Source organism: Pseudomonas sp. NPDC087342, assembly GCF_044744265.1.
Lineage (GTDB): Bacteria > Pseudomonadota > Gammaproteobacteria > Pseudomonadales > Pseudomonadaceae > Aquipseudomonas > Aquipseudomonas nunensis.
In genome coordinates, this window is the sequence record NZ_JBIUXZ010000006.1 from 12,568 (window position 1) to 34,882 (window position 22,315).

Genomic DNA, 22,315 nt, shown 5'->3' on the forward strand with positions numbered 1-22,315 from the left:
CGATTTCCAGGAGTAACGTATGTTGAAAATCAATGGTGAACGCCTGTGGGCAAGCCTGATGGCCATGGCCGAAATCGGCGCCACGGCGCGCGGCGGCAGCTGCCGGTTGGCCCTGAGCGATGAAGACAAGGCCGGTCGCGAACTGTTTTCCCACTGGTGCCGCGAAGCCAGCATGAGCCTGAGCGTGGACGCCATCGGCAACCTGTTCGCCCGTCGCGAAGGCACCGATCCGGACGCTGCGCCGGTGATGATGGGCAGCCACCTCGACACTCAACCGGAAGGCGGCCGCTTCGATGGCGTCTACGGCGTGCTCGCCGGTCTGGAAGTGGTGCGTTGCCTCAACGACCTCGGCATTCAGACCCGCAAACCGCTGGAAGTGGCGGTGTGGACCAACGAAGAAGGCGCGCGCTTCACCCCGGCGATGTTCGGCTCGGCGGTGTTCACCGGGATCATGCAGCTGGACGCCGCGTTGGCGGTGCGTGACATCGACGGCATCAGCGTCGCCGAGGCCCTGCAACGCACCGGTTATGCCGGCGAGCGAGCGCTGGGCGGTGCGGTGGATGCGTACTTTGAAGCGCACATCGAGCAAGGCCCGATTCTTGAAGATAACGCCAAGAGCATCGGCGTGGTCACCGGCGGCCAGGCGATTCGCTGGCTCGACGTGCGGGTCGAAGGAATGGCCGCCCACGCCGGCACCACGCCGATGCCGCTGCGCAAGGACGCCCTCTACGGCGTGGCGCGGATGATCCAGGCCATTGAAGCGTTGGCCACGGATTTCGCCCCCGAAGGCCTGACCACGGTGGGCGAGTTGAGCATCAACAAGTCCTCGCGCAACACCATTCCGGGGCTGGTGAATTTCACCGTCGACTTGCGCCATCACCGCGACGAAGCCATCGAGGCGATGGAGCAGCAAGTCCGCGCACGCCTTCAAGCGATTGCCGACGGTCGCGGCTTGAACTTGACCATCACCCCGCACTGGATCAGCCCGGCCACGCCGTTCGACGCCGAGTGCGTGGCGGCGGTGCAGCACGCGGTGGATGCGCTGGGCTACGCTCAGCAGTCGATTGTCAGCGGCGCCGGGCACGACGCGATCCACTTGGCGCGGTACTGCCCGACGGCGATGGTGTTTATCCCGTGCGTGGGCGGGTTGAGCCATAACGAAGCGGAAGATGTGTTGCCGGAGGATGTGCGCCAGGGCACGGACGTGTTGCTCAACGCCGTCCTGGCCCGCGCCGAAATCACTGAATAAACCCAACCCCTGTAGGAGCGAGGCTTGCCCGCGAAGGCGTCAGTACATTCAACATCAACGTTGCCCGACACACCGCCTTCGCGGGCAAGCCTCGCTCCTACAGGAGTGCGCACCAGCTCCAAGTACAGGAATTTATCCCATGCGCAGTTTTTTCCACCCCGAACAATTGCTCCACCATCCTCGCAGTTACTACTCCCGCGGGCAGATGCGCACGCCGCAGGAAGTCCCCGAGCGCGCCCAGCGTCTGGTACAGGCCTCACATTCCCTGGGCTTCCACGTCGAGCAACCGACCGATGCCGGACTCGCGCCATTGCTCGCAGTCCACGGCGCGCCGTACCTGACGTTCCTGCAGGAAGCCCATCAGCGCTGGAAGGAAATCCCCGAGGATTGGGGCGATGAAGTCATGTCGAACATCTTCGTCCGCGAACCCAATGCCTTGCGCGGGATTCTCGCCCAGGCCGCCCGCTATCTGGCGGACGGCAGTTGCCCGGTAGGCGAACAGACCTGGCGTTCGGCCTATTGGTCGGCGCAAAGCGCGATTGCCGGCGCCCAGGCGTTGCTCGATGGCGAACCGGCGGCGTATGCCTTGTGCCGTCCACCGGGTCACCATGCCCGAGCCGAGGCGGCCGGTGGTTTCTGCTATGTGAACAACGCGGCGGTGGCGGCTCAGGTATTATGCGACGGTTTTGCGCGAGTGGCGGTGCTGGATACCGACATGCATCACGGCCAGGGAATTCAGGAAATTTTCTACGACCGCGATGACGTGCTGTACGTCTCGGTGCATGGCGATCCGACCAACTTCTATCCCGGTGTTGCCGGGTTTGCCGATGAGCGCGGCGTCGGCGCGGGGGAGGGTTTCAACCTGAATCTGCCGATGGCCCATGGCGCCAGCGAAGCGGATTTCCTCGGGCAACTTGAAATAGCGTTGGCGGGGGTGAAGGACTTCGGCGCCGAGGTGCTGGTGTTGTCCCTGGGCTTCGATATTTTCGAACTGGACCCGCAGAGCAAAGTCGCGGTGACCCGGGAAGGCTTCGCGCTGCTGGGCGAGCGGATTCGCAGCCTCGGGTTGCCGTGCCTGATCGTGCAGGAGGGCGGGTATCACCTGGAGAGCCTTGAAGATAATGCCCGGGCGTTTTTTGTGAATGCCGAGGTGTGGCAGCTCTGAGATTGACGGTGTCTGGTACATAGCTTTCGCGAGCAGGCTCGCTCCCACAAGTGACCGAGTTCTCCCAGGGGAATGCGGTCCAATGTGGGAGCGAGCCTGCTCGCGAAGAACGATAACGCGGTCTACCGGCGAAGCGCGAATCCCCGCCCCGCTCAATCCCCGTAGGAGCGAGGCTTGCCCGCGAAGAACGATAACGCGGTCCCCCAGATACAACACAAGCGCCCTACGGCTCTTGCCATCGCCCTGACGTTAACGTAAAGATTGACGCCACGGCGCTGATTTCATAAAGCGCAAAGCGGACCGCTGCGGAGCGCTTGATGACACTCATAAAAACAACACACCCCAAACCGCATCAGGAAGCCCGGCTGGCCCGGGAAAAACTTCACCTCGAAGGCGAAGTCCCCGATGGCGTATTGCGTGCGGAAATCGACGCCTCATGGCGGCGCAGCCTCAGCCATGGCGTGCATTTCAACGGCAAGCACGAGCTGACCCTGGAATCGAGCGCCAGCCTTGAGGTGCTGCTGACGAGCAACCGCTTGCTGATCGACGCCGCGATGCCGGCCATCGATTACCTGGCCGAACGCCAAGGCAAAGAAGGCCTGATCATCCTCGCCAACTCCGACGCGACCATCCTCGCCGTCGAAGGCCGCGCCGATCGTCTCAAAGGCTCCGGCCTGCAAGACATCACCCTCGGCGCCTGCTGGAGCGAAGCCGCGCGCGGCACCAATGCCCTCGGCACCGCACTGGTGGAAGCCCGGCCGACCCTGATCGATTGCGGCGAACACTATTTGGATCGCCTGAGCGATTTCTCCTGCACTTCGGTGCCGATTCACTGCCCGCAAGGCGATATCCTCGGCGTCCTCGACCTGACCCGCGAAGGCCCGCTCGGCCGCGTCCACGACAGCACCGCGTTGCTGGCCATGGCGGTCAGCCAGATTGAAAGCCGGGTGTTCAACGCCAGCTATCCAGACCAGATCGTCCTCGCGTTTCACAGTCGTCGGCAATACCTCGAATCGCCGTGGCAAGGCCTGTTGGCGGTAAGCCTCGGCGGACAAATTCTGGCCGTCAGCGCCCAGGCCTGTCAGTTGCTGCGCGCCGAGCGTTCGGCATTGGTCGGGCATCGCTGCGAAGAGTTTCTCGGGGTCGATGGCTTGCAATTGCTGGCACGGCTGCAACAGGGTGGCGTCGGCAGCCTGCAAACCGCCAAGGGCGAATTCTTCTACAAAACCCTGCGCGCGCCCCAGCGTTCGATCAACGTCGGCACCACGCCACGCCCAATCGCGAAACCGGCCAAACCGCAACCGGATCTCGAATCCCTGGCCGGCAGTAATGTGCGTTACGCCCGCGCCTTGCGCATGGCCCGCCAAGGTCTGGCCAATGAACTGCCAGTGTTGCTGCTCGGCGAAACTGGCACCGGTAAAGAGGTGATTGCCCGCGCCCTGCACATGGCCGGCACCCGCTGCGATAAACCCTTCGTCGCGGTGAACTGCGCGGCGATTCCTGAAGGTCTGATCGAGTCCGAACTGTTCGGCTACCGCGAAGGCGCGTTCACCGGTTCGCGCCGTGGCGGCATGGTCGGACGCCTGCAACAGGCCCATGGCGGCACCTTGTTCCTCGATGAAATCGGCGACATGCCGCTGGCCTTGCAGGCGCGGTTGTTGCGCGTGTTGCAGGACCGCAAAGTCGCGCCACTGGGCGCCGGCGAAGAGCAGGACATCGACGTCGCGCTGATCTGCGCCACCCACCGCGATCTAAAGCGCTTGGTGGAGGACAAACACTTTCGCGAAGACTTGTTCTACCGGGTCAACGGCATCAGCGTGATGCTCCCGGCCCTGCGCGAACGCGAGGATTTCAGCGGTCTGGTCGGTCGCTTGCTGGCCAAGCTCGACGCACCGACGGTCACCCTGCATGAGGACCTAAGCAAACTGCTCGGCGGCTATCACTGGCCGGGCAACATCCGCCAATTGGAGATGGTCCTGCGCACTGCGCTGGCGATGCGCGAGGCGGGCGATAGCGTGCTCACCCTCGACCATTTGCCCGACAGCATGCTCGACGACCTGACCGCCACCGAGCGCCCCCAGGCCGGCAGCATTCGCGAAAACGAACTGGAGCTGATCCGCCAATCCCTGGACGCGCACCAGGGCAACGTCTCCGCCGCCGCCGACGCCCTCGGCATCAGCCGCGCGACCCTGTACCGCAAACTCAAACAGCTGCGCCTGTGATGCAGCGTCTGATCGTGCGGCTGATCGACAGCCCGAACCCGCAAGCCCTGCAAGCGGCGTTGCGCTGGCTGTACAGTTTCGTGCGCCCGCATCGACTGGCGATTGCCGGGTTGCTCGGTTTGTCGGTCTGCGCGTCGTTGCTGGTGTTGGTGCAACCGTGGCTGACCAAACTGCTGATCGACGATGGCCTGCTGGGGCGCAATTTTCCGGTGCTGGTGCTGATCGCCGGGTTGATGATCATCGCCGGTCTGCTCGGCACTGCGCTGTCGGGGATCAACCGTTACCTGCACACGCGGTTGTCCGGGCGGATTCTGTTTGCCCTGCGTGATGACCTGTATCGGCACTTGCAAACCTTGTCGCCGAGCTTCTACGGCCAGCGGCGCATCGGCGACTTGATGTCGCGCCTCGACGGTGATGTCGCGGAGATCCAGCGCTTTGCCGTGGACTCGCTGTTCTCGGCGGTGTCGAGCGTGATCGGCCTGGTCTTCTCCATCGCGATGCTGCTGACCTTGTCCTGGAAACTCTCGCTGCTGGCGTTGGTGCTGATCCCTCTCGACGTACTGTGGCTGCGCTGGATGCGGCGCAAGGTCGAGCGCGATGTGCGGCAGTTGCGTGAGCGCTCGGCGGACATGTCGTCGTTCATGGTCGAGACCTTGCCGGTGATGAAATTCATCCAGTCCGCCGGCCAGCAACAGCGTGAAGCGCGGCGGCTGGAGAGCCTGGGCCAAGGCTATATGAGCCAGTTGCTGCGCCTGCAAGTCACCGAGTTTTTCACCCAGGCCGTGCCGGGCACGCTGACGTCGTTGTCCCGGGCCTGTGCGTTTTTGATCGGCGGTTATTGGGTGGTGCAGGGCACCTGGCAACTCGGTGCGCTGATCGCGTTTTCCACCTACCTCGGGATGGCGGTGGGGCCGGTTCAGAGTTTGCTCGGGCTGTATGTGGCGATCCAGCGCATGACCGTCAGCCTCGGGCGGGTGATGGAGTTACGTGGCGAAGAACCGACCGTGCTCACACCGGTCGCACCGCAGCAAATGCCGGCCTCTGGAGAACTGCGTTTCGACAATGTGCATTTCAGTCATCCGGGGCGTCCGAGCACGCTGAGCGGGATCGACGCGCGCATACCCTACGGCTTGAAAGTCGCCCTGAGCGGCGGCTCTGGTGTGGGCAAATCGACCTTGATCGACCTGTTGCAACGGCACCACGATCCGCAATCCGGCCGGGTGTTGTTAGGTGAAGTGGATTTGCGAGAGCTAGACCTGTTCGAGCTGCGCAGACGGATTGCCATCGTCAGCCAGGACATCGTACTGTTTCGCGGCAGCCTCGCGGACAACCTGGCTTACGCGGTGCCGGACGCCAGTCGCGAGGCGATAGCCGAAGTGGCGCGGTTGGCGCAACTCGACAGCCTGATCGCGTCCTTACCCGAAGGCCTCGACAGTCCGTTGGGCGAGCGCGGCCAGCAGTTGTCCGGCGGGCAGAAACAGCGCATCGCGATTGCCCGTGCCTTGTTGCAGGACCCGTTGATTTTGGTGCTCGACGAAGCCACTTCAGCAGTGGATGAAGCCACCGAGCGTGAAGTGATCGAAGCCATCGACCGATTGTTCGCCGGGCGCACGCGCATCCTGATCAGCCATCGTCCCTCGACCCTGGCGGACGCCGATCTGCGCTTCGAATTGCTCGACGGCGTGCTCATTTCGAAAACGGTGTTGCATGAAGCCTGAACTGCGGATTGGCGTGGTGGACAGCGGTCACTCGGCGGCGCAACGGGTGCAGGTGGTCGCGGGGCGCCGGTTTTCGCTGCTGGAGGATGGTCTGGCGGAAAGCGATTTGCGCGACGACCCACTTGGCCATGGCAGCGCAGTGATCGAGGCCATCGGTCGGCGTGCACCGGCAGCGGTGTTTTGTGTGGCTCAGGTGTTTGATCAGCGTGGCGTGACCAGTGCGTTGCAGATTGCCACGGCGATTGACTGGCTGGTGACGCAGGACGTGCGGCTGATCAATCTGAGCCTCGGCTTGCGCCAGGATCGCAGCCTGTTGCGCGAAGCCTGTGCGGCGGCGGTGGCGCGGGGTGTGTTGCTTTGCGCATCGAGTCCGGCCCAGGGTGAGGGCGTGTATCCGGCGAATTATCCACAGGTGCTGCGGGTCACCGGCGATGCCCGTTGCGCGGAAAACGAATGGTCGTGGCTCAACAGCGCCCAGGCGGATTTCGCGGCGTGTGTGCACGGGACTTATCCGGGCCAGTCGGGGGCCAGTCTGGGCTGTGCCGCGTTGAGCGGGCACATTGCCGGTTTCCTCGTCGCGCATCCGGAGGCGAGCAATCAACATGTCATCGAATGGCTGCGGGATCACGCCCGTTATCGCGGTCCTGAACGGCGTTTCGCACCGTGATTCTGATCCTTGGTGCCGGGCCGGCCGGGGCAGCGGTGGCCTTGGGGCTGCGTCGGCTCGGTTATCCGGTGACGCTGGTCAGCGAATGGCGGCGCTTTGCCGCGCTGGAAGGGGTTTCCGTGCGGGTGCTCGACGCGTTGCGTGGCGCGGGGCTGAACCATGCGTTGGCGGACGCGGCGTTGCCTTCCCAACGGCAAGTGTCGTGGAACGGTCAGCAGCATGCGCAGAACATCGAATACTTGCTGGACAGACCGAGTTTTGATCGCGGCTTGCGCGAGGATTTGCGTGCGGCTGGGGTCGAGTTGATCGAAGGGCGGGTGCTGACGGTGCAGAGTTCAGAGGCCGGGCATCGGGTCGAGATCGAAGGGCGCGAAACCGTGGTCGCGGATTTCTTGGTGGAAGCGCGCGGACGTTCGGCGCCGGCCCTCGGCAAAGGCCTGCGCGGGCCGGAGACGGTCAGCCTGCTCAATCGCTGGCAGGCAGAGCCGGGCGACACCACCAGCGCCGTGGAAAGCCTTGAGGATGGCTGGGCGTGGATGGCGCGGCGGGCCGATGGTCAGTGTTATTGGCAATGGACCGTGGACGTGGCCAGTGCTGCGTTACCGGGCAAGGCGCAGTTGCTCGATTACTGCCGTCAGCGCCGCCACGCTTCTGAGGTGGCCCAGGCGTTTTTCGGTGATGGGTTGGAAACCGATCTGCAACTTCACGCCCGCAGCAGCACCGCGATCTTGAGCCCGCAAGTGTGCGGCGATAACTGGATTCGGGTGGGTGACGCGGCGATGGCTGTAGACCCGTTGTCGGGCAATGGGATTTTTCAGTCGTTGTCCTCGGCGTTACAGGCGCCGACGGTGATCAACACCCTGTTGCGCAAACCCGAGCGAGCGGCGTTGGCCCAGCGTTTTCATCAGCAGCGGGTGGAACAGTTGTTTTTGCGCTTTGCCCGGATCGGCCGGGATTTTTATGCCGATGAGCAGCGCTGGCTGGAGCAGCCATTCTGGCAGGCTCGGCGGCAGTGGCCGGATGCTGAAGTGGCGCATGCCGAGGCGGATTTCGCGTCGTTGCGCATTGAGCGCGCGCCGGTGTTGCGGGACGGGTTTGTCGATGAGGCGGAGGTGGTGATCACGGCGGATCAGCCGCTGGGGATCTGGCATGTGCAAGGGGTTGAGTTGGCGCCGTTGGTGCGACGGTTGTGGAGTGAACCGGCGGAGCAGGCGTTGGCGGGGTTGAGCACGGAGCAGGGGCGGGTGGTTCGCAGTTGGTTGTTGACCCAGGGATATAAGCGGTGACCGGGCTGGCCCCTTCGCGAGCAAGCCCGCTCCCACAGGGGAACGCGATTCCCTGTAGGAGCGAGGCTTGCCCGCGAAGGCGGCCTCAAGAGCGCCGCTAATTACAACTTGATCAACACCGACTTCAACTCGGTGTAATGCTCAATCGCCGCATACCCCATCTCGCGTCCAACCCCGGACATTTTGTACCCACCAAACGGCAGCGCCGGGTCCAGCGCACTGTGGCAATTGACCCACACCGACCCCGACTTGATCCGCGGAATCATCCGGTGCACCGCCGCCAGATCATTCGACCAAATGCTCGCCCCCAGCCCATAAGGACTGTCATTGGCCATGCGCAACGCATCGGCCTCGTCATCAAACGGAATCGCCACCAGCACCGGGCCGAAAATCTCTTCCTGCACCAATGAATGCTTCTGATCGACATCGACTATCACCGTCGGTTTGACGAAGAACCCCGGCCCGAACTGCTCGCCACCGCACGCAATGGTCGCGCCGCTTTCCCGGCCCTGTTCGATGTAGCCGTAGACCCGCTCCTGCTGACGCTTGGAGATCAATGGCCCCATCTCGACCGTCGGGTCCATGCCGTTGCCGAGTTTCATGGCGTTGGCGATGCTGGCGATGTCCGCCACTACATTGTCGAAGTGCTTGCGCTGCACATACAGCCGCGAACCGGCGCAGCAGACCTGGCCCTGGTTGAAGAAAATCGCACTGGCGGCACCGGCTGCGGCGGACTTCAAATCAGCATCGCCCATGACGATGGTCGGCGATTTGCCGCCCAGCTCCAGGGTCACCCGGGTCATGGATTCCATGGCGATTTTGCCGATCTGCTTACCCACGGCGGTCGAGCCGGTGAAGGTCAGCTTATCGACCAACGGGTTGTGAGTCAGCGCCGAACCCGCCGTGATGCCGGTGCCGGTGACCACGTTGAACACGCCTTCGGGATACCCGGCTTCCAGCACCAGTTCCGCCAGTTTCAGCGCGCTCAGCGGGGTTTCGTCGGCGGGTTTGAGCACCACGGTGCAACCGGTGGCCAGGGCGGGGCCAAGTTTCCAGCAAGCCAGAAGCAGCGGGAAGTTCCAGGCAACGATGGCGCCGACCACGCCCACCGCTTCGCGACGGATAAAGCTGTGGAATTGATCATTGGGCATCAGCGGCAACGACACCTCGACGCTGGAGCCTTCAATCTTGGTCGCCCAACCGGCCATGTAGCGCAGAAAATCGATGGACAGTTGCACGTCCATCACCTGGGCCACCGCCGCGCTTTTACCATTGTTCAGGCATTCCAGTTGCGCCAGCAGCTCGGCGTCGCGTTCCATCAGGTCGGCGAGTTTCCACAGCAGGTTTTGCCGTTCACGCGGGCGGGTGCGGGTCCAGGGCGAATCGTCGAAGGCCCGACGCGCCGCGAGCACGGCGCGGTCCATGTCCTCGGGCGTGGCGCGCGGCACCACGCACAGCACTTCACCGGTGGCCGGGTTGTGCAGGGGCATGGTCTGGCCGTCGGAGGCCTCGACCCAGTCACCGCCGATCAACATGCGCGGCGCGCGCTGGATGAATGCCGACGTGGCGGGAAGCAGATAAGGAAGGGACATGGCGAGATCTCTTGTTGTTCGTGAGATCAGGGCTTTCGCAATGGCTGTGCCAAGTATCGGGGAGGGCCGGATGGGCCTTTATCGGCGGGGTTTCACTGGATGTTGAAGATGACGCCGCTCGGGATTTTTTCGCAAATTGCGACAGGCGCTGAGACGACGAGCAGCCGTGTTGCGCCCTTGAGACACTGACTTTTGAGGACTAGAATTTTCAGGCTCGACGGGCGAAACGAGGGAGCCTTCGCCCGGCCACTCACCTGGCGTAAGGGAGGTCACGATGTTCCTTTCAACCCTGGAAATTCAAAACATCATTGAACGCAGCTTTCTGCCGTCGGTTTGCACCTGCAACATGGAGGCCGACCAGTCCCTGACGATTCGGGTCTGCGATTGCATGACCGGCAAAGTCGACATGGTGGCGACCCACGTCCCCCTCTGGACGCTGGACAGTCCCCACGCCATCGCCTCGCTGGTGGCGGACATGCGGCAGGAAATCGAGGTTCACAAAGGCGTTCACCCCACCTTTTACATCTGAACAGACGACATGCCGCCCCTCAGGCCGGGGCGGCATGTCGCCGAACACCAAGACCGCTATTTTCCGCACAACCCCAGCGATTGCATCGAGGCAGCTACGCTTGTCTCAGACTGCAACAGCTGTCGCGATATTAGACGCAGGTGATCGCGTCCAGACCGGGCTTCGGGCCTTCTTCTTCACGCAACTACTTGATAAAAAAGGATATCGGTAAGCTGGCACGCTCCGTGTATTGCTCATCGCAGACGTTTCTCTTGCCTCCGTCAGCGGTGCGCCGCCGGCGGCAGAAACCATAAAAACGATAAGCCACAACAATAAGAAAGCACCGTGCGAGGTTCGACGTTGATGAAGAGAAGACTCCGATCAGGCCTGAGCGCCAGTCTGCTGGCCGTGGCCGCTTGTGTGGCGCTGCATTCGCCTTACAGCCTGGCAGCCCGCGACGCCCAGACCATCCTCAAGGAAACCTGCCAGGGCTGTCACACCCCCGAGGCCGATAATGCCCTGAGCCGCATCAGCCACCAGCGCAAGACCCCGGAAGGCTGGCTGATGAGCATCGCGCGGATGCAGACCATGCACGGTTTGCAGATCAGCGATGACGACCGCCGCACCCTGGTCAAATACCTGGCCGACACCCAAGGCCTGGCGCCGAGCGAAACCGATGGCGTGCGTTATGCGCTGGAACGTCGCCTGAACACCGTCGAAAAATTCGACGACCAGACCAGCCAGATGTGCGGCCGCTGCCACTCCGGTGCGCGGGTCGCCCTGCAACGCCGTCCCGCTCAAGAATGGGAACGCCTGGTCAACTTCCACCTCGGCCAATGGCCGTCCCTCGAATACCAAGCCCTGTCCCGGGATCGCGACTGGTTCGATATCGCCCGCAAAGACATGGTGCCGCTGTTGGCCAAGCGTTATCCGCTGGACAACCCGGCCTGGAAAAAATGGCTGAGCACTGCGCCGAAAAGCGATGCGCTGGTCGGCGACTGGAGCTTCAGCGGTCACTTGCCGGGCAAAGGTGAATTGGCCGGGGTGATGAGCGTCACCGCCGATGGCAGCGACACCTTCAAGGTCAGCGTCAAAGGCCAATACGCCGATGGCAGCCCGTTCAATGGCGACGGCAGCGCGATTCTCTACAGCGGCTACGAATGGCGCGGCAACGTGACGATTGATGGCGTGACCATGCGTCAGGTATTCGCCGCCCAAGGCAATGCGATGCAAGGCCGGATGTTCGAGGCTGAGCACGATGAGCGAGGTCTGGATTTTATTGCGGCGAAGCAGGGCAGCAGTCGTTTGCTGGCGGTGCAGCCGGGTTACCTGAAGGCGGGTATTGAAACCGAAGTGACGTTGGTCGGCAGCGGTCTCACCGGTAAACCGAACTTCGGCAAAGGTGTGGAAGTGGTCTCCGTTGTCGAGCAAAGCCCTGAGCGGATCAGGGTCAAACTCAAGGCGGCGGCGAACGCCCAACCGGGTCTGCGCAACGTCACTGTCGGCACGCTGAAAGGCCCGACTCTTTCGGTCTACAGCAAAATCGCTTCGGTCAAAGTCGTGCCGGAATTCTCCGTGGCGCGGATCGGCGAGGGCGGTGGTTCGACGCCGAAAATCCAGGGCCGTTTCGACGCCGAAGCCTGGGGCAAGGGCGCCGATGGCAAGCCGTATCGCATCGGCGTGTTCCCGGCGCAGTGGAAGGTCGAAGCCTTCGACGACCGCGCCAAGGAAGACGAAGACGTCAAGTTCGCCGGCACCATGCAGGCCGACAGCGGCGTGTTCACCCCAGGCGATGCCGGGCCGAACCCGCAACGCAAAATGTCTACCAACAATGCCGGCAACCTCAAAGTGATTGCCGCCGTCGACGACGCAGGAAAATCCCTGACCGGCGAGGGCCACATGATCGTCACCGTGCAACGCTGGAACAATCCACCTATTCCATGAGTTGGCTGATTTCTCACGGTTTCAGACACTTTTCGGAATGATCGCAGGCCCCGCCAAGCGGGGTTTGCACAGGAGGTTGCAATGGGCGCTATTTTGAATCTGGTCGAACGGAATCTGCACGAAGTGCACGTCGATGCCGACCGCATGCTGTTTCACATTCCCAGCAGTTCGCTGTTCGCCAGCGATGAACTGACGGGCACCATCATTGACACCTTGCGCGGTCCTGGTTGTTCTTCGGACGACCTGATCCAGCGCTTGGCCGCGCGTTTTAACGGTGAAGAAATAACCGAAACCCTGCGCGAGCTGATGGCCCTGGAACTGGTCAGCGACGGCTCGCCCCTGACCCCGGACATCGGCACCAAACGCGTCGAGCGCACCGCGATCAACACCGTGGTGCTCAACGTCAACACCGGTTGCAACCTGAGTTGCACCTACTGCTACAAGGAAGACCTCGACAAGCCGTCGGCGGGCAAGAAAATGGACATCGAAACGGCGGTCGCTTCGGTAGAAATGTTGCTGCGCGAATCCCCGGATGAAGAGCGTTTCACCGTGGTGTTTTTCGGTGGCGAGCCGCTGAGCAATCGCAAGCTGATCGAGTACATGGTCGACTATTGCGAAAAACGGTTTGCCGAGGCGGGCAAGTTCGTCGAGTTCGTCATGACCACCAACGCGACGCTGCTCACCGAAGACACCGTGGACTACCTCAACGCCCACCGTTTCGGGCTGTCGGTGAGTATCGACGGGCCGAAAACCGTGCACGACCGCAACCGCATTACCGTCGGCGGGCAGGGTACGTATGACGTGGTGCGGCGCAAGGCCGAGATGCTGCTGTCGCGCTACAACAGCCGTCCGGTGGGCGCTCGGGTGACCCTGACCACGGGCGTCACCGACGTGGAAACCATCTGGGATCACTTGTTCAACGAACTGGGGTTTGCCGAAGTCGGTTTTGCCCCGGTGACGTCGGGCGATATCAGCACTTTCAACCTGTCCAGCGACGAGTTGATCGAAGTCTTCGCCAACATGAAGAAGCTCGGTCGACGATATCTGGAAGCGGCGCTGGAACATCGCAACATCGGTTTTTCCAACCTGCACCAGTTGATCACCGACATCCACGAAGGCCACAAAAAAGCCCTGCCGTGCGGCGCGGGCCTGAAGATGCTGGCGGTGGATCACAAGGGTGAGCTTAACCTTTGCCACCGCTTTACCGGTTCGTCACTGCCGACGTTTGGCAACGTCCACAGCGGCGTTAAGCAAGTCGAATTGAACGACTTCCTGTCCCAACGCCTGGACCGCACCAACACCGGTTGCGAGGACTGTCAGATCCGCAACCTGTGCTCCGGCGGCTGCTATCACGAAAGCTATGCCCGTTACGGCGACCCGACCCACCCGACCTATCACTACTGCGAACTGATGCGTGACTGGGTCGACTTCGGCATCGAGGTCTACACCCGGATCATGGCCCACAACCCTGCGTTTATCAGCAGCTACATCACTCCGCGCAAGGCTCACTGATATGAAACATCTCAAGGCAATCAATAACAAAGCGCTGAAAATGGACAAGGCCGCGGAGGAAAACCGCATCGAAGAAGTGGTGGCGATGAGCTCCGTTGCCGGCTGCGCCTCGACCACTGACCCGGGCTGGGAAATCGACGCGTTTGGCGGTGTGTCGTCGTTGTGCCAACCGATGGAAGCGGACCTTTACGGCTGCTCCGACCCTTGCTGGTGGCCGGCCCAGGTGCCCGACATGATGAGCACCTACCCGGACTGGAACAAGGACGCGCAGGCCTCCAACGACAACTGGCGCAACCTCGGGACTGTCTTTCCAAAAGACAAATAATCGGACAGAGAGAAGGATTCCAGCATGCTTCGTATCAAAGCCTGCGGCCTGGCCGCATTCGCCGTCCTGGGTGCTTGTTCGCTCAACGTTCTGGCCGATGAAAACACCGCGTTGCAAGACGGTCACGAGTACATGTTGACCACCAATTACCCGAACAACCTGCACGTGATCGACCTGGCCAGCGACACCTTGTTCAAGACCTGCAAGATGCCGGACGCCTTCGGCCCGGGCACCGTGCAGCTGTCGCCGGATCGCAAGACTGCGTATGTGCTGAACAATCATTACGCGGACATCTACGGCGTCGAACTGGACAGCTGCAAGCAGGTGTTCCACGCCAGCATCACCCAGAAGCCGGGGGAGAAAGCCAAGTCGATGTTCGCCTTCACCCTGAGCCATGACGGCAAGGAATTGTTCGCCATCGCCAACCCGACTTTGATGCTCAATGATCGCTATGAAGTGCAACAGCCACGGCTCGACGTCTATCCAACCGACGCCGGCATGGATGCCAAACCGGTGCGCAGTTTCCCTGCGCCACGGCAACTGACCATCATGCAAAGTGGCGACGATGGCACGCTGTATGTGGCGGGCGCGGACGTCTACAAGGTGGATGTGAAGACCGGCAAGTTCTCCGTGTTGATCCCCAGCCGTCACTGGAAACGCGAGAACTACAGCGCTCCGGACGTGCTGTATGTGTGGAACCAGCAGACCTATCGGCACGACTTCTCGCTGCTCTACACGGCGGCGAAATTCAAGGACAAGAAGCAGGACCCATTGACCGCCGAGTACCTCTACGGGCTGTTCAGCATCGACCTGAAAACCGGCAAGACCGAAACCACCGATTTCGGCCCGTTGACGGAGATCTACTTCAGCGGCATGCGCTCGCCCAAGGACCCGAACCTGATGTTCGGCGTGCTCAACCGCTTGGCCAAGTACGACATCAAGCAGAAGAAAATGCTCCAGGCAGCAACGCTGGATCACTCTTACTACTGCATTTCCTTCAACAAGGACGGCAGCAAGATCTATCTGGCGGGGACGTTCAATGACGTGGCGATCTTTGATCCGGAGAGCATGAAGCAGATTGGGAATATCAAGTTGCCAGGTGGGGATATGGCGATCACCACGGCGCAGATATTTGTTCGGTAACGGCAGCGCCTGACCGGACGCCTTCGCGGGCAAGCCTCGCTCCTACAAGGGATTTGTGATCGACGCAAACCCCTGTAGGAGCGAGGCTCGCCCGCGAAGAGGCCCTCACTGACACCGCAGCATCAAGCCCCAGGCACCGGACAACTCAAATCACCTTCCTCGCACTTCAAGTAAGTCTTGAACGCCTCGACCCGCGCCTTGGTCAGCCCGGTGGTGCAGTTGCTGTAGATCAGCGGATACACACTGCCACCGTCCACCCCGGAAGCGGAGAACTTGCACTCCGCATCCCGAAACGCCACCCAACTCCGCTGCGCGCTGACCAACAGTTTTTTGGTATCGGGACTGTCTTTCAACCGCTGAGTGATCTGCTGATAAAGCGCATTTAGCTCTTTATCCGCCGCTTTGAATTGCTGGGCGGCGCACTGATTCATATCGCCCTGGTTAGTGGCATTGTCACAGTCCACGGCAAGCGCGACGTTGGTGAAGAGCAGCGGCATCAGCGCCAGGAGAAAGCGAGGGGGCATAAGGGATTCTCACGATGACATTGGAAATGTTAGGGGGCAGTGTAGCGAATCTGCGACTCACCACTATTCCTGTGGGAGCGGGCTTGCTCGCGAAAGCGGTGTGTCAGGCAACATCAATGTCGACTGACACTCCCTCTTCGCGAGCAAGCCCGCTCCCACAGGGATTTTTGTGGCCTGATAAATCTATGTCTGCCACTCCAGACACTTTTCATTCGATTCATATTCAAGCCAAGGCACATCATGCGCCGTCCAGATATGCGCCTGCGGCCTCAACCCCGGATCATCATCCAGCGTCGCCACCCGCACAATCACATGCGGCTGAGCCAAGCGCTCCGCCATCAACTGCGAGCCACATACCGAACAGAAATGCCGCAGCTTGCCCGGCGACGATTCATAACTGCCCAACCGATCCTGCCCCTTGGTCCAGCGAAAATGCTCGCGCATCACCCCGGCGGTCGAGGCGAACGCCGCAGCGTGGGCCTTGCGGCAGGTCTGGCAATGACAATGACTGATCGGCATGTCGAGGCTGTCGAGCTGGTACTCGATGGTTTTGCACAGGCAGCTTCCGCGCAGGCTATTCATAGTGTTCTCCAGTGGGGCTAGCCAACTCTCGTCCTTAATCCAGAACCGAAGGTCCTAAATACAGCCTAATATTTCAGACTATGTTGATAGTCGCACTGGCTTGATACAACTTTAGGGTTGGTCTTGTGGTCTTACAGGCCTACTGTTCAGTACAGGAGGTGACTTATGAATCCAGCATCAGATCGCATCGAAAGAAAGATTTTGCTCAAGGCGCCGCGTTCGCATGTCTGGCGCGTGTTGGCCAATGCCGAGGCGTTTGGCCAGTGGTTTGGCGTGGCGCTTGAGGGCAAGCGCTTTGTTGCGGGTGAGTGGACCCAGGGGCAGATCACTTACCCCGGTTATGAGCACTTGCTGTGGAATGTGCTGGTGGAGCGGGTCGAGCCGGAGCGGGTGTTTTCATTTCGCTGGCACCCGTATGCCGTGGAGCCGGACGTGGATTATTCCCAAGAGCCGACCACCCTGGTGAAATTCGAACTCCAGGACATGGACGAAGGCACGTTGTTGACGGTTGTCGAGTCCGGTTTCGATCACATTCCCCAATCCCGCCGGCTCAAGGCGTTCCGCATGGACAGTCGTGGCTGGGATGAGCAGATGAGCAATATCGAAGAGTTTCTGAAAGTCAGCGAAAAGGCCCGCGAACATCAGGGCGAGTGAATGTTTGAACCCTGGTTGAAGCGCTGGGCGCTGGTGCCCGACGGCGAGCCGATCATCACGCCCGGCAGTCGTTTGCTGCCGGTACGGATGGGCGAAGTGCCGGCGATGTTGAAGGTGGCGGTGGACGCCGAGGAGAAGTTCGGCAATCTGCTGATGACCTGGTGGGACGGCGAGGGCGCCGCCCAGGTGTTTGCCCATCACGGCGACGGCTTGTTGATGGAACGGGCCATGGGCCGGCGTTCACTGATGAACATGGCGCTCAACGGCCAGGACGATGAAGCCAGCCAGATTATGTGTGCAGCGGTGGCGCGCTTACATGCACCGCGCCTTTCGCCCTTGCCGCCGCTGGTGCCGTTGGCGCAATGGTTCACCTCGTTGCACCTGGCAGCCGCGCAACACGGCGGCCTCTACTCCCTCAGTCTGGCGACTGCAGAAGCTTTGCTGGCGACGCCACAAGACGTGGTCGTTCTGCATGGCGACATCCACCACGACAATATCCTCGATTTAGGCCCGCGAGGCTGGCTGGCCATCGACCCCAAGCGGGTGATCGGCGAGCGCGGTTTCGATTACGCCAACCTGATTTGCAACCCTGAACTGCCCACGGCGACCGACCCGCTGCGCTTTGCGCGACAAATCAAGATTGTGGCCAAAGCGGCAGGGCTTGATCGCCAGCGCTTGCTGCAATGGGTGCTGGCGTTTGCCGGATTGTCGGCGGCCTGGTTTCTGGAGGATGACGCAGCCCTGGCGGCGGAAGGGCAGCTGCAAGTCGCTAAACTCGCGGCTTCCATGCTGGATGCCTGAGGCATCTAAGGGTTTTCGGAAGGGGTGGTATAGCGAATGTCTTACACGCGGTAGTAGCTATGTCGTCTATTGCACATTGGATCCGAAGCGTAATCTAGCCTCATCAACTGAAGCACAGGAAGTGCTCAGGATCACGGATGATCGACCATAAGCAAGGATTCGCTGCCGACAGGGAGTCGACATGGTCTTGGAAAAACCCGCTTCGGCGGGTTTTTTTTGCCTTTCGGAAAGTGGGCTGTCCCGCATCAAGTCCATATCCCTTGTGGGAGCGAGCTTGCTCGCGATGAGGCCATCACATTCAAAATAGATGTTGGCTGATCCGCCGCCATCGCGAGCAGGCTCGCTCCCACAATTGATCCCAGCCATTCACCAATACCGCGCCGAACTCAGAACCCCTGTGGGAGCGAGCCTGATCGCGAATGCGGTCTGTCAGTGACATCAATGTTGGATGTGCCGCCGTCTTCGCGAGCAAGCCCGCTCCCACCTTCGATCGTTGCCATACGCCAATACCGCGCCGAACTCAGATTCCCTGTGGGAGCGAGCTTGCTCGCGATGAGGCCGTCACATTCAAAATAGATATTGGATGACCCGCCGCCATCGCGAGCAAGCTCGCTCCCACAGGAATTGAGCACCGATTCTGATCACGGATGGTCAATCGCTTACACGCGCTCGCGGGTATGTCGTCTATTTATGCTTCGGCGATGCGCATATTCTGGATCCATCAACTGAAGCACAGGAAGTGCTCAGGATCACGGATGATCGACCATTAGCCAGGATGGCTGCCGACAGGATGTCGCAATGGTCTTGAGAAACCCGCTTCGGCGGGTTTTTTTATGGGCGATGGAAAAGTTTTTCCGAAAGCCCGTGGCGGCAAGGGCATTAACCCTCGCCGCCACGATCATTACTGAAGGTTCAACCTGGCCGCCGCCCGCTCAGTGATCAGCTTGCGCTGTACATACGACGGCGCCGCCCGCCGTTGCGCCTCTTCCACAATGCTCTGCGGCGCGGTTTCAGGGCTGCCGGCCTGGAACGGTGGAGCTGGCGCATATTCGAGCTGCAGCTGCACCACTTGCGCGGTGTCCTTGCCGAACAGCTCGGCGGCCAAGGTCAGGGCGAAGTCGATGCCCGCCGTTATCCCGCCACCGGTAAACAGATTGCCGTCGCGCACCACCCGGTCTTTCACCGGGATCGCGCCCAATGTGCCGAGCAAATCGTGATAAGCCCAGTGAGTGGTGGCGCGTTTGCCCTGGAGCAGACCCGCCGCACCGAGCACCAGCGCACCGGTGCACACCGAAGTGACATAGCGCGCATTGGCCGCTTGAGCCTTGATGAAGGCCAGGGTTTGCTCATCTTCCATCAACGGCCCGACACCGGCGCCACCCGGGATGCAAATCACATCCAGCGCCGGGCAGTCTTCGAAGGTGGTGGTCGGTTTCAACACCAAGCCGGTGCTGGCGGTGACCGGCACCAGGTCCTTCCAGATCAGATGCACCTGCACGTCCGGCAGCGAGGCCAACACGTCATAAGGGCCGGTCAGGTCCAGTTGTTGAACCTGTGGAAACAACAGAAAACCGATCTGCAACGTCATGGCGTTTATTCTCCTGGGTGGGGTGGACGGCTTCACTGTAGGCTCGTAGGATCTGGCGTATCCGCCAATAACCCCACGAATTACGCCAATCATGCCGAAATCCATTCATGTGCTCGCGTTTGCCAACGTCCAGGTGCTCGACGTCACCGGGCCGTTGCAGGTGTTTGCCTCGGCCAACGACATTGCCCGGCAACAGGGTTTACCCGCGCCCTATGCGCCGTCGGTGATTGCCAGCGGTGGCGGGGCGGTGATGTCGTCGGCGGGCCTGGCGTTGTTAGCCGAGCCATTGCCCCCGGACCCCAGCGATACGTTGATCATCGCTGGCGGTTGGGGCGTTTACTCGGCGGCCGAAGACGCGCAGCTGGTGGAGTGGGTGCGCGAACACGCAACCGGTTGTCGCCGCGTTTCTTCAGTTTGCACCGGCGCATTTCTGCTGGCGGCCAGCGGCTGGCTCGACGGTCGGCGCGTAGTAACCCACTGGACCCGTTGTGAGGAGTTGGCGCAAAAGCATCCGCGCCTGCACGTCGAGCCCAACCCGATCTTCATCAATGACGGCCCGGTGTGGACCTCGGCGGGCGTCACCGCTGGCATCGACCTGGCGCTGGCCATGGTCGAAGAAGACCTCGGTCGTGCCATGGCATTAGACGTCGCCCGGCAATTGGTGGTGTTTCTCAAACGTCCGGGCGGCCAATCTCAGTTTAGCGTGACCTTGTCCCTGCAACAGGAAGGCAACCGTTTCGACGAACTTCATGCCTGGATCAGCGAAAACCTCACCAAGGACCTTGGCGTCTCGACCCTGGCCCTGCAAGCCGGCATGAGCGAACGCAGCTTCATCCGCCACTACCGCACCGACACCGGCCAGACCCCGGCCCGGGCCATCGAACTGATCCGGGTCGAAACCGCGCGGCGGCTGCTCAGCGACACCGGCGTACCGATAAAGCGGGTCGCGGTGCAATGCGGTTTTGGCAGCGAAGAAACCCTGCGCCGCAGCTTCCTGCGGGCCATTGGAGTGACGCCGCAAGCCTATCGCGAACGCTTCAGCGTCAGCCTTGCAGTAGATCCGCTTTCAGTAGATCCAGCAGTGCCTTAATCGTCGCTTCCGGCGCCTCTTCGGGAATGTTATGCCCGACGCCTGCCAGCACACGGCGCTCGTAACGGCCAGTGAAATGCTCGACGTCTTCGTCGGCTTCCGGCGCCGGCCCCACGCCATCGTCTGCACCGCACAGGGAAATCGTCGGCACGCTGATCGGTGGTTGTTTAGCCAGGGCTTCTTCCATCCATTCCAGCGCAGGATCGCCCGCCACATACATGAACCGATGCCGATACGAGTGAATCACCACCTCGACAAAATCCGGGTTATCGAAGGCCGGCGCACTCAGGGGATAACGCTCGGCATTCCTGGCCCAGGTCGGCGACCACAGGAGCCAGAGCAATTCGCACAGCTCTCGGCGATTTTGCGTCAAGCCTTCAACACCGCGCGGGGTGTGGAAATAATACTGATACCAGAGGCGATGCTCGGTTTCCGGGTCCAACGGCTGGATCGAGCCCGGAATGTTCTGCAAGTTGTAGCCATCACCGGTGACCAGGCCGCGAACCCGCTCCGGCCACAACGCCGCCACAATGCACGCCGCCCGACCGCCCCAGTCATAACCGCAGAGCGTGGCTTGTGGAATGGCGAGAGCATCCATCAGGTCCAGCAGATCCTGGGCGAGCGCGGCTTGCTGGCCGGAGCGCAGGGTATCGGGGCTGTTGAAACAGGTCGGGCCGTAACCACGCAGATACGGGACGATGACGCGATAGCCTTGTGCAGCGAGGGCCGGGGCGATTTCGTCGTAGGCGCGGGGGGAGTAGGGGAAGCCGTGGAGCAGGATGACTGGCGCGCCGGTGGTGGGGCCGTGTTGTTCGTAGGCGATTTTCAGGGCTGGGGTTTCAACAGCGTGAATGACAGGTGGCTGGGTCACGAGAGAACTCCTGAGCATTAGCATTCGATAACACTGGAAATTGAAGCCGAGCGCTAAACCTGTGGCGAGGGGGCTTGCTCCCGCTCGGCTGCGCAGCAGTCGCGTAGGCTGAAGGGACCGCTTCGCGCTCCAGCGGGAGCAAGCTCCCTCGCCACAGGATCTATGTCAGTCCGAGGCCTCAACTTCCGCCACCTGATTAAAATACTTCGTCCGATCCGGCGTAAACGTCACCACCATCTTCGTTCGCGAACAGGTCAACGCCCGCTCCACCGCCAAATCAATATCCAGATCTTCCCCGCGCAATCCCTGCCATTGCGCCAGGTATTTGAGGGATCCGTACTTTTCGAGTTTTTTCAGGCTGCGGCTCACGCCACCTTTCCAGCCCAGCACCGGCAGTTCGTCGGCGAGGCACTGTTGGGCGAGGTCGGGGAATCGGGTGGCGCGTTGGCGGCCGATTTCCCAGCATTTGATCAGGCCCTTGTCGTGGGCTTCCCACAGTGCATCCCGGTTCAGGCCGGAGCGCAGTGGGGCGTCGATGGTGCGGTGGATGCGCTGGGTCATTCTGGATCCTTGAATTCGGGTTTTGTTGGACAGCTCCGCTGTACCCGTTGACGGTGGATGGTAGGTGCGGATGTAACAGCTGGCAACAAGGTATTTTCGGCCGTAGGAAACATGTGCGGGAAGGTTAGTCGATGAGGTTTGTTTGGCTGTCGTAGGTCCCAGGCCTACACACCTCTGTGGCGAGGGGGCTTGCCCCCGTTCGGCTGCGTAGCAGCCGTAGAACCAGCAATGCGGTACTTCTGGCGCGATAAGGTGACAGGTTGGAGGGGGCGCGCTGCGCGACCCAACGGGGGCAAGCCCCCTCGCCACAGGG

At 61.4% G+C, this 22,315-nt stretch carries 20 protein-coding genes; 14 read left to right on the forward strand and 6 right to left on the reverse strand.

What is annotated here, in order from left to right; genetic code table 11:
• Window positions 1-19: 19 nt before the first annotated feature.
• The 6 genes from ACIOYV_RS15500 (at window position 20) to ACIOYV_RS15525 (ending at window position 8,307) form a co-directional block, all read left to right on the forward strand.
• The gene (locus ACIOYV_RS15500) at window positions 20-1,249 is read left to right on the forward strand and encodes a Zn-dependent hydrolase (RefSeq protein WP_401324801.1); all 1,230 of its coding nucleotides are present in this window, start codon (window positions 20-22) and stop codon (window positions 1,247-1,249) included.
• A gap of 139 nt (window positions 1,250-1,388) precedes the next feature.
• Entirely contained in the window at window positions 1,389-2,414 is a 1,026-nt protein-coding gene (locus tag ACIOYV_RS15505) for a histone deacetylase family protein (protein ID WP_401324802.1), read from the forward strand.
• Window positions 2,415-2,731: 317 nt separating this feature from the next.
• A complete protein-coding gene (locus ACIOYV_RS15510) occupies window positions 2,732-4,636 on the forward strand; it encodes a sigma-54-dependent Fis family transcriptional regulator (RefSeq protein WP_401324804.1) in 1,905 nt (634 codons plus the stop codon).
• Window positions 4,636-6,354 (forward strand): ABC transporter ATP-binding protein, encoded by a 1,719-nt coding sequence (locus ACIOYV_RS15515; protein WP_401324805.1) that lies wholly within the window; start codon window positions 4,636-4,638, stop codon window positions 6,352-6,354. The genes ACIOYV_RS15510 and ACIOYV_RS15515 overlap by 1 nt, the downstream gene beginning before the upstream one ends.
• On the forward strand, window positions 6,344-7,021 hold the full coding sequence (locus tag ACIOYV_RS15520) for a S8 family serine peptidase (protein ID WP_401324806.1): 678 nt from the start codon (window positions 6,344-6,346) through the stop codon (window positions 7,019-7,021). Before ACIOYV_RS15515 ends, ACIOYV_RS15520 begins: the two co-directional genes overlap by 11 nt.
• Window positions 7,018-8,307 (forward strand): FAD-dependent monooxygenase, encoded by a 1,290-nt coding sequence (locus ACIOYV_RS15525; protein WP_401324807.1) that lies wholly within the window; start codon window positions 7,018-7,020, stop codon window positions 8,305-8,307. The genes ACIOYV_RS15520 and ACIOYV_RS15525 overlap by 4 nt, the downstream gene beginning before the upstream one ends.
• A gap of 101 nt (window positions 8,308-8,408) precedes the next feature.
• Here ACIOYV_RS15525 and ACIOYV_RS15530 read toward each other — a convergent pair whose 3' ends face one another.
• Entirely contained in the window at window positions 8,409-9,899 is a 1,491-nt protein-coding gene (locus tag ACIOYV_RS15530) for an aldehyde dehydrogenase family protein (RefSeq protein ID WP_401324809.1), read from the reverse strand.
• A gap of 274 nt (window positions 9,900-10,173) precedes the next feature.
• Here ACIOYV_RS15530 and ACIOYV_RS15535 point away from each other — a divergent pair, with 274 nt between their 5' ends.
• The 5 genes from ACIOYV_RS15535 to peaD all read left to right on the forward strand — a co-directional run bounded on the left by ACIOYV_RS15535 (window position 10,174) and on the right by peaD (window position 15,331).
• Entirely contained in the window at window positions 10,174-10,428 is a 255-nt protein-coding gene (locus ACIOYV_RS15535) for a DUF1652 domain-containing protein (RefSeq protein ID WP_054053445.1), read from the forward strand.
• A 342-nt stretch (window positions 10,429-10,770) separates the two neighbouring features.
• Entirely contained in the window at window positions 10,771-12,351 is a 1,581-nt protein-coding gene (gene peaA, locus ACIOYV_RS15540) for a quinohemoprotein amine dehydrogenase subunit alpha (protein WP_401324811.1), read from the forward strand.
• Window positions 12,352-12,432: 81 nt separating this feature from the next.
• Complete coding sequence (peaB, locus tag ACIOYV_RS15545; RefSeq protein WP_163913374.1) at window positions 12,433-13,863, forward strand: quinohemoprotein amine dehydrogenase maturation protein; 1,431 nt, start codon at window positions 12,433-12,435, stop codon at window positions 13,861-13,863.
• 1 nt (window position 13,864) lies between these two features.
• Window positions 13,865-14,188 carry a quinohemoprotein amine dehydrogenase subunit gamma gene (qhpC, locus tag ACIOYV_RS15550; RefSeq protein WP_054053439.1) on the forward strand — a complete coding sequence of 108 codons (324 nt, stop codon included), beginning with the start codon at window positions 13,865-13,867 and terminating at the stop codon, window positions 14,186-14,188.
• Between the two features lie 24 nt (window positions 14,189-14,212).
• The gene (peaD, locus tag ACIOYV_RS15555; RefSeq protein ID WP_401324813.1) at window positions 14,213-15,331 is read left to right on the forward strand and encodes a quinohemoprotein amine dehydrogenase subunit beta; all 1,119 of its coding nucleotides are present in this window, start codon (window positions 14,213-14,215) and stop codon (window positions 15,329-15,331) included.
• Between the two features lie 122 nt (window positions 15,332-15,453).
• On the opposite strand, the gene ACIOYV_RS15560 is transcribed toward peaD, so the two are convergent.
• Together ACIOYV_RS15560 and ACIOYV_RS15565 are read right to left on the reverse strand one after the other, a co-directional pair.
• A complete protein-coding gene (locus ACIOYV_RS15560; protein ID WP_401324815.1) occupies window positions 15,454-15,855 on the reverse strand; it encodes a lysozyme inhibitor LprI family protein in 402 nt (133 codons plus the stop codon).
• 183 nt (window positions 15,856-16,038) lie between these two features.
• Window positions 16,039-16,437, reverse strand: coding sequence for a GFA family protein (locus tag ACIOYV_RS15565; protein ID WP_401324817.1), 399 nt, complete (start codon window positions 16,435-16,437; stop codon window positions 16,039-16,041).
• A gap of 165 nt (window positions 16,438-16,602) precedes the next feature.
• Between ACIOYV_RS15565 and ACIOYV_RS15570 the strand changes: the two genes are divergently transcribed.
• Both ACIOYV_RS15570 and ACIOYV_RS15575 read left to right on the forward strand, forming a co-directional pair.
• The gene (locus ACIOYV_RS15570) at window positions 16,603-17,091 is read left to right on the forward strand and encodes an SRPBCC family protein (protein ID WP_054617365.1); all 489 of its coding nucleotides are present in this window, start codon (window positions 16,603-16,605) and stop codon (window positions 17,089-17,091) included.
• Window positions 17,092-17,892, forward strand: a complete 801-nt coding sequence (locus ACIOYV_RS15575; protein WP_401324819.1) for an aminoglycoside phosphotransferase family protein — start codon at window positions 17,092-17,094, stop codon at window positions 17,890-17,892.
• Between the two features lie 901 nt (window positions 17,893-18,793).
• Here the strand turns inward: ACIOYV_RS15575 and inhA are convergent.
• Window positions 18,794-19,480 carry an isonitrile hydratase gene (gene inhA, locus ACIOYV_RS15580; protein WP_401324821.1) on the reverse strand — a complete coding sequence of 229 codons (687 nt, stop codon included), beginning with the start codon at window positions 19,478-19,480 and terminating at the stop codon, window positions 18,794-18,796.
• A gap of 91 nt (window positions 19,481-19,571) precedes the next feature.
• On the opposite strand from inhA, the gene ACIOYV_RS15585 reads away from it, so the two are divergent.
• A complete protein-coding gene (locus ACIOYV_RS15585) occupies window positions 19,572-20,570 on the forward strand; it encodes a GlxA family transcriptional regulator (RefSeq protein WP_401324824.1) in 999 nt (332 codons plus the stop codon).
• Here ACIOYV_RS15585 and ACIOYV_RS15590 read toward each other — a convergent pair.
• A complete protein-coding gene (locus tag ACIOYV_RS15590) occupies window positions 20,524-21,441 on the reverse strand; it encodes an alpha/beta fold hydrolase (protein ID WP_401324827.1) in 918 nt (305 codons plus the stop codon). The genes ACIOYV_RS15585 and ACIOYV_RS15590 overlap by 47 nt on opposite strands.
• A 165-nt stretch (window positions 21,442-21,606) precedes the next feature.
• A complete protein-coding gene (locus ACIOYV_RS15595) occupies window positions 21,607-22,002 on the reverse strand; it encodes a hypothetical protein (protein ID WP_401324830.1) in 396 nt (131 codons plus the stop codon).
• Window positions 22,003-22,315: the final 313 nt, after the last annotated feature.